We start from the raw sequence: 15,882 nt of genomic DNA on the forward strand, positions 1-15,882 counted from the left end.
TGCCTCAGTCTGCGGTGATGTGGCGGGTGTCGATCAATGTCTTCCATCGCGCCCATTCGCGCAACTGGAAGGCGGTGAATTCTTCAGGTGTGCTGGCGACGATCTCCAGGCCCTGGTCGAGCATGCGCTTCTTCGTCTCGGGGTCTTGCATGGCGGCAATCGCGGCGTCGCTCAGCTTTTTCTTGACGGCGGGCGGCAGTCCCTTGGGTGCGGCCATGCCCTGCCACGAATAGACCTCCGCGCCCTTCACGCCGGCTTCGGCCAGCGTGGGCACGTCGGGCAGCACGGGCGAGCGCTTGTCGCCGGTAACGGCAATGGCGCGCAGCTTGCCCGCGCGGATGTGCGGCAGCACGGCATTCACGTTCTGGAACGAGAAGTCGACCTGGTTGCCCAGCAGGTCGTTGACCGCCGGCGCGCCGCCCTTGTAGGGCACGTGCACGCCTTCGGTCTTGGTCTGCTGCCAGAAGAGTTCCGCCGAGAGATGGTCGGACGAGCCATTGCCCGAGCTCGCGAACGAGACCTTGCCCGGCGTCTTGCGCAGCAGCGCCAGCACGTCGGCCACCGTGTGCTCGGGCCGCGCGACGTTGGCGACGAGCACGTTGGGCGCCTGCACGGGCACGCTGATGTAGTCGAAGTCCTTGGTCGCGTCGTAGGGCACGCTCTTTTGCAGGTGCGGCGTGACGACGAAGGCGCCGAGCGAGGACACCAGCAGCGTGTAGCCATCAGGCGCCGCGCGCTTGACGAAGCCGGTGCCGATGGTGCCTGTGGCGCCGGGCCGGTTGTCGACGACGAAGCTGCCGCCGAGCTTGGTCTGCATCTGCAGTGCGAGTGCGCGCGCCACCATGTCGGTGGAGCCGCCGGCCGGAAACGGAACGATGATGGTCACCGGCTTCTGCTGCGGCCATGCATCGGCTTGCGCCGAGGCATGCAGGGGCAGCAGCGCGGTCGAGGCAGCTGCGAGGGCCGCGGCAAGAAGGAGTCTCTTCTTCATGCGGACTAGATCCTCACGGCCTGGCGGGCGAGCAGCTTCCAGCTTCCGCCCTGCTTCTGCCAGACGCCGAGGATCTTCAGCGCCACCTTGCCGGGCTTGCCCGAGTCGTTGGTGTCGGCCGTGAGCGTGTGGCGCACGATGGCGGTGTTGGCATCGACCACCTTGACGGTCTGCTCGGTGATGGCGATGGACACGAAGTCCGACTTGCCGTCGAGCAGGTCGCTGATGAAGCTGGCCTTGGTGTCGACCTTGCCGCCCGAGTGGCCGTAGCTCAGGTCGTCGGACACCAGCGCGCCGAGTGCGGCGGGGGTTGGGTCGATCATCGCGATGCGCAGGCGTTCGGCGGCGGCAGCCACCTCGGGTGCGGCCGGTGCCGCACTGCCCGCGGGCATCATCGAGCAGGCCGAGAACAGGGCTGCCGAAGCGGCGATCAGGAAAAACTTCTTGAGGAACATGGCGTCTTGTCTCCGTTGTTGTTTGTGGTGTTCGACGCTGCAGGCTTACTGCGGGCCGAGCGCGTCGATCAGCGCCTTGAGCTGTTCCATCTCCGCGGGCTTCAGGTCGGTGAGCGGTGCGCGCACGGGGCCTGCGTCGTGGCCGACGATCTTTGCGCCGGCCTTGACGATGCTCACGGCATAGCCCGGCACGCGGTTGCGCAGCTCGAGGTAGGGCATGAAGAAGTTCTTCAGCAGGTGGTGCTGCGTGGGCAGGTCGTCGGCGGCAACGGCCTTGTAGAAATCCATGGCGGTCTTCGGAATGAAGTTGAAGACGGCCGACGAATACACCGGCGTGCCCATTGCCTTGTATGCGGCGGCATACACCTCCGCCGTGGGCAGGCCGCCCAGGTAGGCAAAGCGGTCGCCCATCTTCTGGTAGATGGCGACCATGGCTTCGATGTCGCCCACGCCGTCCTTGAAGCCGACGAGGTTGGGGTTGCGCTCGGCCAGGCCGGCCAGCGTGTCGGGCTTCAGGCGGCTGGTGGCGCGGTTGTAGACGATCACGCCGAACTTCACGCTCTTGCACACGGCTTCGACGTGCGCGGCCAGGCCTTCCTGGCCGGCTTCGGTGAGGTAGTGCGGCAGCAGCAGGATGCCGTGCGCGCCGGCCTTCTCTGCAGCCTGCGCACACTGGATGGCAAAGCGCGTGGGACCACCGGCGCCGGCAATGATCGGCACCACGCCGCGGCAGGTGTCCACTGCGGTCTTGATGATGCCGGGGTACTCCTCGCCGGTGAGCGAGAAGAACTCGCCCGTGCCGCCGGCCGCGAACAGCGCGCTCGCGCCGTAAGGGGCGAGCCATTCGAGGCGCTTGGCATAGCCCGCCGGGTTGAAGTCGCCGTTGCTGTCGAAGTCGGTCAGCGGAAACGAGAGCAGGCCGGAGCCCATGATGGTCTTGAGTTCTTGCGGGTTCATCGGGAATCGTCCAGTGAAGATTTGAAAAAAGAAAAAGGGGTGAAGCAGGCAGTCAGTCGAGCCTGACGTTGGCCTCTTTGATGACTTGCGCCCAGCGCGCGCGCTCCTTGGCGAAGAACTGGTCTTGCTCGGGCGCGGTCATGGTCACGACCTCGGCGCCCTGCCCCGCGAGGCGAGCCCGGATGTCGGGCGTGCGGATGATGCGAACCAGTTCCTTGTTGAGCCGGGCGATCACCGCGTCAGGTACGCCGCGCGCCGCGACCACGCCCTGCCACGTGCCCGACTCGTAGCCGGGCGCGCCCTGCTCCGCGATGGTGGGCACGCTGCCGATCAGCGGCATGCGCGTGGCCTTGGACACGGCAATCAGCTTGAGCTTGCCGGCCTGCACCTGCGGGTAGGTCGCGAGCATGCCGTTCATGAGCACCTGCGTCTGGCCCGACACGGTGTCGAGCACTGCCTGCACGCCGCCCTTGTAGGGCACGTATTCCCACTTGGCGCCGACCTTGCGCTGCAGTTCGATGCCCGCGAGATGCGCGGTGCTGCCGCTGGCGGTAACGGCAAAGTTGAGATCGCTTTTCTTCGAGAGCTCGACCAGTTCCTTCAGCGTGCTGGCCTGCACCGAGGGGTGCACCACCAGCAGGTGCGGCGAGTAGGCCAGCATGGACACGCTGCGCAGGTCCTTCGACGGATCGAAAGGCAGCTTGGGGTACAGCGACGGGCTGATGGCCAGCGCGCCGAGGTCGCACAGCATCAGCGTGTAGCCGTCGGCCGGCGCCTTGGCCAGCAGGTCGGCGCCGAGGTTGCCGTTGGCGCCCGCGCGGTTGTCGATGATTACCGACTGGCCCAGCGCCTCCGACAGCGGCTGGCTGATGGCCCGCGCAATGATGTCGGACGAGCCGCCCGGCGGGTACGGAACGATGATCCTGATTGGCTTCGAGGGCCAGTTGCCGGTGCCGCCCTGCGTGCCCTGCGCAATGGCGCGCAGGGGCAGGCTGGCGGCCAGCGTCGTGGCCAGTGCGGCGCCAAGTGCGCCGCGTCGGTTGATGGACATGCTGCCTCCTGTTGTTCGATGGTCGTCATGGCTGCGCACGGCTGGCCGTGCGAGTTATCAGTCATCGTACAACTAGAAAAACAACTTGTCCAGCGGGCAAGACAAGAAAAACTCAGCGGGAGGGAGCGTCGTCAGGCGACGGTGCGGCCGCACCCGTGCCGGCAGCCGCATCGGCTTTCGCCTTCTGCTGCGCGGCTTCCTGCGCCATGCGCAGCCGCTCGCGGCTGTTGGTCAGGTGGATGCGCATGGCAGCGCGCGCCGACTCGGGATCGCGGCGCGCGATGGCCGCGTAGATCTCTTCGTGCTCGCGATTGACGCGGCTCAGGTAAGGCGCGCCACCGCCCTCGTGCGTTCGGATGGCGCTGATGCGCGTGCGCGGAATGAGCGTGGTGCCCAGGTGCCGCATGATGTCGGCGAAATACGGGTTGCCGGTCGACTGCGCGATCTGCAGGTGAAAGCGGAAGTCGGGCGCCACCGTGTCCCCTGCCACTGCCACGTTGTGCTCGAAGTCGTCGAGCGCCTGGCGCATGGCGACCAGTTGCTCGTCGGTGCGGCGGGTGGCGGCGAGGCCAGCCGATTCGGTCTCCAGGCTGATGCGCAGCTCCAGCACGGCCAGTACGTCGACCGAGGCGGCGATCTCGCCGGGATCGAGGCGGAACACCCCGCCAGCCCGCGGCTGCAGCACGAAGGTGCCCACGCCGTGCAGCGTCTCGACCAACCCGCCGGCCTGCAGCTTCGACAGCGCCTCGCGCACCACGGTGCGGCTCACGCCATAGGCCTGCATGATGGCCGACTCGGTCGGCAGCTTGTCGCCGGGCCGCAGCGACTGGTTGCGGATCTTCTCGCCCAGGTCTTCCACCAGCCCATGCGCCAGGCCGCGTGCGCGCTGGCGCGGACGGCCCACGAAAGCAGCAGACGCCGTTTCCGCCGGCGCCTCCGCTTCCGATATCAAGGGATTACCCGTAGTCGTCTGAACCATGGCCACGATGATAATCCTCAAACTAGTTGTACGACAACAGATAACTCATCACTCAACTCCCAGCGCCGCCGGCCATTCCGCCAGCGGCTTTCCGGTCTCCACGGCACCGACATGCAGCGCCCTTTCGACCTTGCTCCGTCGGCATCGTACCGGCCGCTTTCAGAAAAGCACCGTGACGGCGGGCCCTCGGAAACCATGACTCTTCCGTGTATGGACAGGCAACGATGAACGACAACAAGATGAACCGCCTCCTCCTGACCGGCGCGGCCGGCGGCCTGGGCAAGGTGCTGCGCGAGCGGCTCAAGCCCTATGCGAACGTGCTGCGCCTGTCGGATATCGCGTCACTGGCCCCGGCCGCCGATGCGCACGAGGAAGTCGTGCCCTGCGATCTTTCCGACAAGGCCGCGGTGCATGCGCTGCTCGAGGGCTGCGACGCCATCGTCCACCTGGGCGGCGTCTCGGTCGAGCGGCCTTTCGAGGAAATCCTCGAAGCCAACATCAAGGGCATCTTCAACGTGTACGAGGCCGCGCGCCGCCACGGCGTGAAGCGCGTGGTGTTCGCCAGCTCCAACCACGTGATCGGCTTCTACAAGCAGAGCGAGCACATCGACGCGCATGCCGTGCGCCGGCCCGACGGCTACTACGGCCTGTCGAAGTCCTTCGGCGAGGACATGGCGCAGTTCTACTTCGACCGCTGGGGCATCGAGACCGTGAGCATCCGCATCGGCTCGTCGTTCCCCGAGCCCGCCAACCGCCGGATGATGAGCACCTGGCTCAGCTACCGCGACCTGACCTCGCTGATCGAGAAGTCGCTGTTCACGCCTGAAGTGAAGCACACCGTGGTCTACGGCATGTCGAACAACCGCGACGTGTGGTGGGACAACAGTGCGGCCGCGCACCTGGGCTTCGTGCCGCAGGACAGCTCGGAGGTGTTCCGCGACAAGGTCGAGGCACAGCCGCCCGTCCCGCCGACCGATCCGAATGCGATCTACCAGGGTGGCGCCTTCACCGCACAGGGCCCCTTCGGCAATGCAAGCTGAGCTCGTTCTCGACGCACGCAACGGCACCGGCGAGAGTCCGGTGTGGCACGCGGCCGAACAGGCGCTCTACTGGGTCGATATTCCCGCGCGCACGCTGAACCGCTGGCACGCGAGCGAAGGCCACGCGCAGTGGACGGCGAACGAAATGATCGCCTGCATCGCGCCGCGCGCCGACGCGCCCGGCGAATGGATCGCCGGCATGGAAAGCGGCCTGTTCTCGCTGAAGCCGCAGGCCGACGGCACGCTGGCCGCCACCTCGCTCGCCCCGGTCGAGCACGCGGACCCAGCCATGCGCTTCAACGATGGCCGCTGCGACCGCCAGGGCCGCTTCTGGGCCGGCACGATGCTGCTGGACATGGCGGCGGGCGCGCGCGTCGGCCGCCTCTACAGCTACGGCAAGAACGACGACAAGGCAACTCTGCGCCTGGACGACTTCATCGTGCCCAACGGCCTGGCCTTCAGCCCTGACGGCCGCACGATGTATCTCTCGGATTCGCACCCCACGGTGCAAGCCGTCTGGGTCTTCGACTACGACACGGAAACCGGCACGCCAAGCAACCGCCGCCTCTTCATCGACATGAGGCCCCTGCCCGGCCGCCCCGACGGCGCCGCCATGGATACCGACGGCTGCTATTGGATCTGCGGCAACGACGCCGGCCTGGTGCATCGCTTCACGCCCGACGGCCGGCTCGACCGCTCGCTCGAAGTGCCGGTGAAGAAGCCCGCGATGTGCGCCTTCGGCGGCCCGGCCCTCGACACCCTGTTCGTCACCTCGATCCGCCCCGGCAGCATCGACCTGTCGGACCAGCCGCTGGCCGGCGGCGTGTTCGCGCTGCGGCCCGGCACCGGCATCGCGGGTGTTCCCGAACCGGCCTTCGGCACCTGAAGAACCTTTTTCGACAACCACCAAGCAGAGGATGAGACAAATGAAATTCACCAAGACCCTGATCGCACTTTCCGCGTGCGCCGCAGCCGCGCTGACCACACTGGCTGCACACGCCACCGAGTTCCGTTCGGCCGACATCCACCCCGACGACTACCCCACCGTGACCGCGGTGAAGTTCATGAGCGAGCGCCTGAAGGCGCTGTCGGGCGGCAAGCACAGCATCAAGGTGTTCAACAACAGTTCGCTCGGCAGCGAGAAAGACACGATCGAGCAGACCAAGATCGGCGCGCTGCAGATGGTGCGCGTGAACATCGCGCCCATGAACAACATCTGCGCCGAGACGCAGGTGCCGACCATGCCCTTCCTGTTCCGTTCGGTCGACCATCTGCACAAGGTGCTCGACGGCCCGATCGGCGAAGAGATCCTGAAGTCGTGCGAGAAGCAGGGCTTCATCGGCCTGGCCTACTACGACAGCGGTGCTCGCTCGATGTTCACGGCCAAGAAGCCGGTGCGCACCTTCGCCGACATGAAGGGCCTGAAGGTCCGCGTGCAGCAGTCCGACCTGTGGGTGTCGATGCTCGAAGCCATGGGCGCCAACGCCACGCCAATGCCGATGGGCGAGGTCTACACGGGCCTGAAGACCGGCCTGATCGACGCCGCCGAGAACAACTACCCCACGTATGAAAGCGCGCGCGCCTTCGAAGTGGCCAAGTACTACAGCAAGACCGAGCACTCCATGGCGCCCGAGATGCTGCTGTTCTCCAAGCGCGTGTGGGACAAGCTCTCGACCGAAGAGCAGGGCTGGATCCGCCAGGCCGCCAAGGAATCGGTGCCCTACATGCGCAAGCAGTGGGAAGAGCGTGAAGTGAAGTCGCTGGCCACGGTGAAGGCCGGCGGCGCCGAGATCATCGAAGTCGACAAGGCTCCGTTCCAGGCAGCAATGAAGCCGGTGTACGACAAGTTCATCACTGACGCGAAGCTGAAAGACCTCGTCAAGCGCGTGCAGGACACGAAGTAAGCCCGCCCTCGTCGACTCGACCCGCTCTCCTCCTTCCCCCTCGGGGGAAGGGCAAAGAAAATCTATGTACACCAAACTTTGCCGCACCCTCGCACGTGCCTGCATGTGGTTGGGCATCTTCGGCCTCGTCGCGGTGATCTGCGCCGTGAGCTGGCAGGTGTTCGGCCGCTACGTGCTCAACAACACCCCCACCTGGGCCGAAAGCCTCGCGCTGCTGCTGGTGCTCTACGTCACGATGCTCGGCGTGGCCGTGGGCGTGCGCGACGCGGGCCACATCGGACTCGAATCCTTCCTCGTGCTCGCGCCCGACTGGCTGCGGCTGAAGATGGAATACCTCATCCACGCACTGATCCTGCTGTTCGGCATTGCCATGGCCTGGAACTGCGCCTCGCTCGCCGAATCGGTGTGGGACTACAGATTGCCCACGCTCTGGATCTCCGAGGGCTGGAAGTACGTGCCCGCCGCCGTGTCGGGCGTCCTCATCGTGATGTTCTCCATCGAACACATCATCGCGCTCGCCCAAGGCCGCGAAGTCGAACCTGCCTGGGCCTGAGCCACCATGACCATTCCTCTGCTCATTCTCTGCATCTCGTTCACGCTCTTCCTGCTGCTGGGCGTGCCGGTCGCTTTTTCCATCGGCCTGTCGGCCCTGGCCACGCTGCTCTATGAAGGCCTGCCGCTGGCGGTCGGCTTCCAGCAGATGACCTCCGGCATGGGCATCTTCTCGTTCCTGGCCATTCCGTTCTTCATCTTCGCCGGCGAGCTGATGCTCTACGGCGGCATCGCGGACCGCATCGTCAACCTGGCTCGCGACCTCGTGGGCCACGTGCGCGGCGGCCTCGGCATGTCGAACGTGGTGGCCTGCACGCTGTTCGGCGGCGTCTCGGGCTCGCCCGTGGCCGACGTCTCGGCCATGGGCGCCGTGATGATCCCCATGATGAAGAAGGAGGGCTATCACGCCGACTACGCAGTCAACGTGACGACCCATGCGGCACTGGTCGGCGCGCTGATGCCGACCAGCCACAACCTGATCATCTATTCACTGGCAGCAGGCGGCAAGGTGTCGATCGCGGCGCTGATCCTGGCGGCGCTGCTGCCGGCGGCCGTGCTCACCATCAGCAATCTCGCGGCCGCCTACCTGGTGGCGGTGAAGCGCGGCTATCCGGCCGGCAGCTTCCCGGGCTGGTCCATCGTGGCGCGCTCGTTCGCGGCGGCGCTGCCTGGCCTGTTCATCGTGGTGCTGATCCTCGGCGGCATCCTGTCGGGCGTGTTCACGGCAACCGAGTCTGCGGCGGTGGCCGTGCTGTATGCGCTGGGCCTCACGATCTTCGTGTACCGCACGCTGAAGTGGGAACACTTCATCAAGGCGGCCTCGAAGGCGGTGCGCACCACGGGCGTGATCCTGCTGCTGATCGGCATCTCCAGCACCTTCGGCTACCTCATCAGCCTGTACGGCGTGGCCGAGCTCACGGGCGAGATGCTGTCGCAGGTAACCAGCACGCCGTGGGTGATCTTCCTGCTGATCAACATCATCCTGTTCGTGCTCGGCACTTTCCTGGACATGGCGGCCACCATCCTGCTGTGCACGCCGATCTTCCTGCCCATCGCCCAGCACTACGGCATGACCTCGGTGCAGTTCGGCATCGTGATGCTGATCAACTGCGCGCTGGGCCTGAACACGCCGCCGGTGGGCACGACGCAGTTCGTCGGCTGCGCGATCGGCGGGGTGTCTGTGGGCACGGTGATGAAGACCATCTGGCCGTTCTACGGGGCATTGATCTTTGCGCTGGGAGTAGTCACATTCGTTCCCGCGTTCTCGACCTGGCTACCCAGCATGTTCATGGTCGTGAAGTAAGCAAGGAGCCCACGATGTCCGAACCCACCCGCCCACCGCTCTACATCCGCATCCACGCGGCAGACAACGTGGCCATCGTCGCGAACGACGGCGGGCTGAAGGCCGGCGCGGAGTTCGCCGACGGCCTTCGGCTGGTGGACAACCTGCCGCAAGGCCACAAGGTCGCGCTGGTCGACCTGGCCGAAGGCGACGCCATCCGCCGCTACGACGTGGTGATCGGCTACGCGCTGAAGGCGCTGCCGCGCGGCAGCTGGGTGCACGAGCGCGTGATGCGCATGCCGACCGCGCCCGAGCTCGACGGCCTGCCCATCGCCACGGTCAAGCCCCCTGCCCTGCCGCCGCTGGAGGGCTACACCTTCGAGGGCTACCGCAACGCCGACGGCTCGGTGGGTTCGCGCAATATCCTGGCCATCACGCAGACGGTGCAGTGCGTGGCCGGCGTGACCGACTTCGCGGTGCAGCGCATCAAGGCCGAGCTGCTGCCCAAGTACCCGAACGTCGACGACGTGGTGGCGCTGGCGCACACCTACGGCTGCGGCGTGGCCATCGATGCGCCCGATGCCATCGTGCCGATTCGCACGCTGCGCAACATCAGCCTCAATCCGAACTTCGGCGGCGAGGTGATGGTGGTGAGCCTGGGCTGCGAGAAGCTGCAGCCCGAGCGCCTGCTGCCGCCGGGGAGCATTCCCATCGTCGACAAGCGCGGCGAAGCCGAAGGCAAGCAAGGTGACGCGGAGCTCGACGTGGTCTGCCTGCAGGACGACGAGCACGTCGGCTTCATGTCGATGATCGATTCGGTCATGCGGCAGGCCGAGGAACACCTCGCGCGGCTCAACAAGCGCAAGCGCGAAACCGTGCCCGCCAGCGAGCTGGTGGTGGGCGTGCAATGCGGCGGCAGCGATGCCTTCTCGGGCGTCACCGCCAACCCCGCCGTGGGCTTCTGCACCGACCTGCTGGTGCGCGCCGGCGCTACCGTGATGTTCTCGGAAGTGACCGAGGTGCGCGACGGCATCGACCAGCTCACCTCGCGCGCATCCACGCCCGAGGTGGCCGAGGCCATGATCCGCGAGATGGCCTGGTACGACGCCTACCTGGAGAAGGGCCGCGTCGACCGCAGCGCCAACACCACGCCGGGCAACAAGAAGGGTGGGCTGTCGAACATCGTCGAGAAAGCGATGGGCTCCATCGTCAAGTCGGGCTCGGCCCCTATCACCGGCGTGCTCGCGCCCGGCGAGAAGGCAACGCAGAAGGGCCTGATCTACGCCGCCACGCCAGCCAGCGACTTCATCTGCGGCACGCTGCAGCTGGCGGCCGGCATCAACCTGCACGTGTTCACCACCGGCCGCGGCACGCCCTACGGCCTGGCCGAAGTGCCGGTGATCAAGGTCGCCACGCGCAGCGACCTCGCGCGCCGCTGGCACGACCTGATGGACGTGAACGCGGGCCGCATCGCCGACGGCGACGCCACCATCGAGGACATCGGCTGGGAGATGTTCCACCTGATGCTCGACGTGGCCAGCGGCCGCAAGAAAACCTGGGCCGAGCACTGGAAGCTGCACAACGCGCTGGTGCTGTTCAACCCGGCCCCGGTCACCTGACTCTTTTCATTCCCTTCAGACACGGAGCGACGACATGGAAGACCTCAAGGACAAGACCGCGCTCGTCACCGGTGCCAGCACCGGCATCGGCGCCGCCGTGGCCATCGCATTCGCCGCACGCGGCATGCGTGTGGCGGTGCACTACAACAGCTCGGCCGATGCAGCGAACCGCGTGGTCGACACCATCCGCGCGGCCGGCGGCACGGCCTTCGCGCTGAAGGCCGACGTGCGCGACACGGCCGCAATCCGCGACTGCGTGAAGCAGGCCGCGGCGCAGTTCGGCCGCATCGACGTGCTGGTGAACAACGCCGGCAGCCTGGTCAAGCGCGTGCCCATCGCCGAGTTCGACGATGCGCTGTTCGACGAGGTGATGCACATCAACGCGCGCTCGGTGCTCGCGTTCTGCCGCGAGGTGGTTCCGCTGATGCGCACCCAGGGCGGCGGCAACATCATCAACGTGACCTCTGTCGCGGCGCGCACCGGCGGCGGGCCGGCCGCATACCTCTATGCGGGCTCGAAGGGCTTCGTGAGCACGGCGACGCACGGCCTGGCGAAGGAACTGGTGGGCGACCGCATCCGCGTGAACGCAGTGGCACCGGGCGTCATCCAGACGCCGTTCCAGGACCGCTTCTCGACGCCCGCGATGCTGGAGAACTTCCGCGCCAGCATTCCGATGGGCCGCATCGGCGAGCCCGAGGAATGCGTGGGTGCTTTCCTCTATCTCGCCTCGGAACAGCTCTCGGGCTATGTCACCGGGCAGGTGATCGAGGTGAACGGAGGCCAGTACATGCCCTGACGCGCGAGGACAGTGAGGAAGCCCACAGAGGAAATACCCCCGGGGCTGAAGGATCAGATCAACAACGGAGACAAAGACATCATGAAGAGAAGCCAACTTCTTCGCGGCATCGCCGCCCTCTCGGCCACGGCCGCGCTCTCGCTCGGGCTGGCCGCGCCGGCCGCGGCGCAGGCCGATTTTCCGAACCGCACGATCGAACTGCTGGTGCCCTACCAGCCCGGCGGCGGCACCGACGGCCTGGCGCGCGCATTCGCCGAAGCGAGCCGCAAGCACATCTCGCAGAGCATCGTGATCGTCAACCGCCCCGGCGCGGGCGGCGCCATCGGCTGGACGGAAGTGATCAACGCCAAGCCCGACGGCTACAAGCTCGCGGTGCTCACGGTCGAGCTGCTGACGCTGCCGCACCTGGGCCTGGCCAAGTTCAACTACGACGACTTCCAGCCCATCGCACAGCTCAACGCCGACCCGGCCGCGATCACGGTGAAGGCCGATGCGCCATGGAACACCATCGAAGAATTCCTCGCCGCCGCGAAGAAATCACCGGAAAGCGTGCGCGTGGGCAATTCGGGCAACGGCTCGATCTGGCACCTTGCCGCCGCGGCGCTGGAAGACAAGACCGGCGCCAAGTTCGGCCACATTCCGTTCCAGGGCGCAGCACCCGCCGTGCTGGCGCTGCTCGGCGGCCACATCGAAGCCGTGGCGGTGAGCCCGGCCGAAGTGACGACGCACGTGCAGGGCGGCAAGCTCAAGGTGCTGATGGTGATGGCCGACAAGCGCGTGAAGGGCTTCGAGAAGGTGCCTACCGCCAAGGAGCGCGGCATCGACCTGTCGATCGGCACCTGGCGCGGCCTCGGCGCGCCGAAGAACACGCCGCCCGAAGTGATGGCGAAGCTGCGCGAGATCACAGCGAAGACCGCCGCCGAGCCGCTGATGCACGAGGTAATGGACAAGCAGAACCTGGGCTATGTCTACACCGACGGTGCCGTGTTCAAGGAAACGCTGGCGAAAGACAACGTGTACTTCAAGCAGCTCATCACCAAGCTCAACATCAAGCCCTGAGCCGCACAGCCATGAAGAAAACAACCATCGCATCGCTGCTGTGGCTGGCCGCCATCGGCCAGGCTTCGGCCGCGACCTGGGTCTATGTGTCGAACGCCGACAGCCAGGAAATCTCGGTGCTCGAACTCGATCGGGCCCAGGGCGCGCTCAAGCCCGTTCAGACGCTGAACGTCGGCGGCACCGTGATGCCGATGGTGGTGAGCCATGACAAGCGCATGCTGTATGCCGCACTGCGCTCGCAGCCGTTTCGCGTGACCGCGCTGTCGATCGACGGCGCCACCGGAAAACTGCAGAAGCTCGGCGAAGCGCCGCTGGCCGACAGCATGGCCAACATCGACCTGGACGCGAGCGGCAAGTGGCTCTTCGCGGCCTCGTACCAGGGCGGCAAGATCACGGTCAATGCCATCGGCAAGGACGGCGCGGTGGGCCCCATTCACCAGCTGATCCAGACCGGGCCCAATGCGCATGCGATCCATGCGGACGCGAGCAACCGCTTCGTGCTCGCCACCAGCCTCGGCGGCGACAACGTGTCGAGCTGGCGCTTCGATGCGGAGAAAGGATTGCTGTCGCCCAACGATCCGCCGCTGACCACCACCGCCGCGAAGGCGGGCCCGCGCCACTTCGTCTGGGACAAGGCGCAGCGGCACGTCTATCTGCTGGACGAGCTCGACGCGGCGCTGCACGTGTTCGCGTGGGATGCCGCGCGCGGCACGCTCAAGCTCGAGCAGAGCACGACCACGCTGCCCGCCGGCTTCACCGGCAAGCCCTGGGCCGCCGACCTGCACCTGACACCCGACGGGCGCTACCTGTACGCGTCGGAGCGCACGTCGAGCACTCTCTCGACATTCAAGGTCGATGCCGCCACGGGGCAGCTTCAGCCGCTCGGACAGACCCCGACCGAGAAAACACCGCGCGGCTTCGCCATCGATGCCACCGGCCGCTACCTGATTGCCGCGGGGCAGGAGTCGAACGGCATCTCGCTCTACGCCATCGACGCCGCCACCGGTGCGCTGGGCAAGCCCCAGCACCTGGACGTGGGCAAGAACCCGAACTGGATCGAGATCGTCGACATGCCCTGACGGGCACCGCACCACACTTCAACAGGAGACCTTCGCATGCAACGCCGCACACTCATTCGCACCGCCCTCGCCTCTTCGCTCGCCGCCGGTCTTCCGGTGGCCTTCGCGCAGAGCAGCAACAACTGGCCGACGGGCAAGGCCATCACTTACCTCGTGCCCTTTCCGGCGGGCGGCACCACCGACGTGCTGGGCCGGCTGATCGGGCAGAAGCTCGGCACCGTGCTGGGCACCAGCGTGATCATCGACAACAAGGGCGGCGCCGGCGGCAGCGTTGGCTCGGAAGTCGGCGCGCGTGCGGCGCCGGACGGCTTCACGCTGATCGGCGGCACCATCAGCTCGCACGCAATCAACGTGAGCCTGTATCCGAAGATCGGCTACGACCCGCAGAAGTCGTTCGCGCCGGTGACGCTGATCGGCACCAACCCGGTGGTGCTGGTGGTGAACCAGGCGAGCCCGTACAAGACGCTGAAGGACGTGATCGCGGCCAGCAAGGCCAAGACGGGCGGGCTCTCGTCGGCCTCGGCCGGCACGGGCACTTCGCAGCACCTGGCGCTGGAACTGCTGGCCTTCAAGTCGGGAGTGAAGTTCACTCACATTCCTTACAAGGGCAGCGGCCCGGCGATCCAGGACGTGATCGGCGGACAGGTCGACATGATGTTCGACACCACGGTGGTCGCGGGTCCGCACATCCAGAGCGGCAAGCTGCGCGCGATTGCCGTCACATCGTCGAAGCGCCTGGCCTCGATGCCCGACGTGCCGACGGTGGCCGAGTCGGGCGTGCCGGGCCTGCAAGACTTCGAGGTGGTGTCGTGGCAGGCGATCTTCGTGCCTGCGGGCACGCCTGCACCGGTCGTCGACAGGCTGCACACCGAGATCCGCAAGATCCTCGCAACGCCCGAGATGCAGGACAAGCTCAAGGGCTTCGGCATGGAGCCGACCGACCTGAGCACCACGCGGATCGCGGCGTTCCAGAAGGCCGAGGTGGAGAAGTGGGCGCAGGTGATCAAGGCGGCAGGCATCAAGGCCGATTGACCGGCTGACTGCGGGCCGGGCGAACCAAGGGAAGCTTCCTACGCCCCGAGGAAGAAGCGCTTTATAGAATGCCCCTCCGATTCCGCATTCCAGGCCTTCCCCACGTGTCCGACCGCTCTGCCGTACTGCCCCAATACCTGTTCCCCAAGCAGGCCCTGACCAATTTCGCCGGCTGGGTTGCGGGCAAGGAACGGGGCGCCGTGACGACGTGGATCATCCGGCGCTTCGTGGCCAAGTACGGCGTGGACATGGGCGAGGCGCTCGAGTCGGACATCCAGCACTACAAGAGCTTCAACCAGTTCTTCACGCGCGCACTCAAGCCTGGTGCGCGGCCGCTCGCGCAGGCCGACCTGGTCTGCCCCGTGGACGGTGCGATCAGCCAGTTCGGCGCGATCCAGGGCGACCAGATTTTCCAGGCCAAGGGCCACAACTACACGACCACCGCACTGGTCGGCGGCGACGCTACGCTGGCCGCGAAGTTCGCGCACGGCAGCTTCGCCACGCTGTACCTGAGCCCCAAGGACTACCACCGCATCCACATGCCTTGCGACGGGCGGCTTGTGCGCATGATCCATGTGCCGGGCGACCTGTTCTCGGTGAACCCCACCACGGCGCGCGGCGTGCCCGGCCTGTTCGCGCGCAACGAGCGCGTGGTGTGCGTCTTCGAATCGGCGCATGGGCCCTTCGTGCTGGTGCTGGTGGGCGCCACCATCGTCGGCAGCATGGCCACCGTATGGCACGGCGTGGTCAATCCGCCGCGCGTGGGCGAGCTGCGCGAGTGGCACTACACCGACCAGCAGATCGACATCCGCAAGGGCGACGAGATGGGCCGTTTCTTGCTCGGGTCGACGGTCGTCATGCTGTTCCCGGCGCCTGCGCTGGCCTTCAACCAGGACTGGTCGCCCACCCGCGCGATCCGCCTGGGCGAAGCCATGGCCAACTACACCAATTTGTGAGTGTTTGTCTCACAACCCGCATGCAGCATGCCCTGACAGCTATAAAACTAGTAGCATCCTCATCGATTGCGCTATAGTCGCCGGCCAACGAGACGGTTCATACCAACCACAAGAACGCTTCGAGGAGATG

The 15,882-nt window shown here is 66.4% G+C and carries 16 protein-coding genes; 11 read left to right on the top strand and 5 right to left on the bottom strand.

What is annotated here, in order from left to right:
- Window positions 1–4 precede the first annotated feature (4 nt).
- From ACTG4X_RS23455 to ACTG4X_RS23475, 5 genes are all read right to left on the bottom strand, one after another.
- A complete protein-coding gene (locus ACTG4X_RS23455; RefSeq protein WP_093051351.1) occupies window positions 5–991 on the bottom strand; it encodes a Bug family tripartite tricarboxylate transporter substrate binding protein in 987 nt (328 codons plus the stop codon).
- A 5-nt stretch (window positions 992–996) separates the two neighbouring features.
- The gene (locus tag ACTG4X_RS23460; RefSeq protein WP_440532011.1) at window positions 997–1,446 is read right to left on the bottom strand and encodes a nuclear transport factor 2 family protein; all 450 of its coding nucleotides are present in this window, start codon (window positions 1,444–1,446) and stop codon (window positions 997–999) included.
- A 45-nt stretch (window positions 1,447–1,491) separates the two neighbouring features.
- Entirely contained in the window at window positions 1,492–2,403 is a 912-nt protein-coding gene (kdgD, locus tag ACTG4X_RS23465; RefSeq protein ID WP_093051358.1) for a 5-dehydro-4-deoxyglucarate dehydratase, read from the bottom strand.
- A gap of 52 nt (window positions 2,404–2,455) precedes the next feature.
- Window positions 2,456–3,454 carry a Bug family tripartite tricarboxylate transporter substrate binding protein gene (locus ACTG4X_RS23470; RefSeq protein ID WP_093051361.1) on the bottom strand — a complete coding sequence of 333 codons (999 nt, stop codon included), beginning with the start codon at window positions 3,452–3,454 and terminating at the stop codon, window positions 2,456–2,458.
- A 112-nt stretch (window positions 3,455–3,566) separates the two neighbouring features.
- Window positions 3,567–4,433, bottom strand: a complete 867-nt coding sequence (locus ACTG4X_RS23475; protein WP_440532012.1) for a FadR/GntR family transcriptional regulator — start codon at window positions 4,431–4,433, stop codon at window positions 3,567–3,569.
- Between the two features lie 224 nt (window positions 4,434–4,657).
- Here ACTG4X_RS23475 and ACTG4X_RS23480 point away from each other — a divergent pair, with 224 nt between their 5' ends.
- The 11 genes from ACTG4X_RS23480 (at window position 4,658) to asd (ending at window position 15,752) form a co-directional block, all read left to right on the top strand.
- Window positions 4,658–5,473, top strand: a complete 816-nt coding sequence (locus tag ACTG4X_RS23480) for an NAD-dependent epimerase/dehydratase family protein (RefSeq protein ID WP_440532013.1) — start codon at window positions 4,658–4,660, stop codon at window positions 5,471–5,473.
- A complete protein-coding gene (locus ACTG4X_RS23485) occupies window positions 5,463–6,359 on the top strand; it encodes an SMP-30/gluconolactonase/LRE family protein (protein ID WP_440532014.1) in 897 nt (298 codons plus the stop codon). Before ACTG4X_RS23480 ends, ACTG4X_RS23485 begins: the two co-directional genes overlap by 11 nt.
- A gap of 40 nt (window positions 6,360–6,399) precedes the next feature.
- Window positions 6,400–7,377, top strand: coding sequence for a TRAP transporter substrate-binding protein (locus tag ACTG4X_RS23490; protein ID WP_093051373.1), 978 nt, complete (start codon window positions 6,400–6,402; stop codon window positions 7,375–7,377).
- 64 nt (window positions 7,378–7,441) lie between these two features.
- A complete protein-coding gene (locus ACTG4X_RS23495; protein WP_093051376.1) occupies window positions 7,442–7,930 on the top strand; it encodes a TRAP transporter small permease in 489 nt (162 codons plus the stop codon).
- A 6-nt stretch (window positions 7,931–7,936) separates the two neighbouring features.
- Complete coding sequence (locus tag ACTG4X_RS23500; RefSeq protein ID WP_093051379.1) at window positions 7,937–9,232, top strand: TRAP transporter large permease; 1,296 nt, start codon at window positions 7,937–7,939, stop codon at window positions 9,230–9,232.
- Between the two features lie 14 nt (window positions 9,233–9,246).
- The gene (gene garD, locus ACTG4X_RS23505; protein WP_440532015.1) at window positions 9,247–10,830 is read left to right on the top strand and encodes a galactarate dehydratase; all 1,584 of its coding nucleotides are present in this window, start codon (window positions 9,247–9,249) and stop codon (window positions 10,828–10,830) included.
- 34 nt (window positions 10,831–10,864) lie between these two features.
- On the top strand, window positions 10,865–11,626 hold the full coding sequence (locus ACTG4X_RS23510; RefSeq protein WP_093077767.1) for an SDR family NAD(P)-dependent oxidoreductase: 762 nt from the start codon (window positions 10,865–10,867) through the stop codon (window positions 11,624–11,626).
- 81 nt (window positions 11,627–11,707) lie between these two features.
- Window positions 11,708–12,685: a tripartite tricarboxylate transporter substrate binding protein gene (locus tag ACTG4X_RS23515; protein WP_093077768.1), complete on the top strand. Its 978-nt coding sequence runs from the start codon at window positions 11,708–11,710 to the stop codon at window positions 12,683–12,685.
- An 11-nt stretch (window positions 12,686–12,696) separates the two neighbouring features.
- Window positions 12,697–13,764 carry a lactonase family protein gene (locus tag ACTG4X_RS23520; protein ID WP_093077770.1) on the top strand — a complete coding sequence of 356 codons (1,068 nt, stop codon included), beginning with the start codon at window positions 12,697–12,699 and terminating at the stop codon, window positions 13,762–13,764.
- A 36-nt stretch (window positions 13,765–13,800) separates the two neighbouring features.
- On the top strand, window positions 13,801–14,796 hold the full coding sequence (locus tag ACTG4X_RS23525; RefSeq protein WP_440532016.1) for a Bug family tripartite tricarboxylate transporter substrate binding protein: 996 nt from the start codon (window positions 13,801–13,803) through the stop codon (window positions 14,794–14,796).
- Between the two features lie 104 nt (window positions 14,797–14,900).
- A complete protein-coding gene (gene asd / locus ACTG4X_RS23530) occupies window positions 14,901–15,752 on the top strand; it encodes an archaetidylserine decarboxylase (RefSeq protein ID WP_093051397.1) in 852 nt (283 codons plus the stop codon).
- Window positions 15,753–15,882 lie beyond the last annotated feature (130 nt).

Origin of the sequence: Variovorax sp. YR566, from assembly GCF_051992195.1 — a bacterium.
Lineage (GTDB): Bacteria > Pseudomonadota > Gammaproteobacteria > Burkholderiales > Burkholderiaceae_C > Variovorax.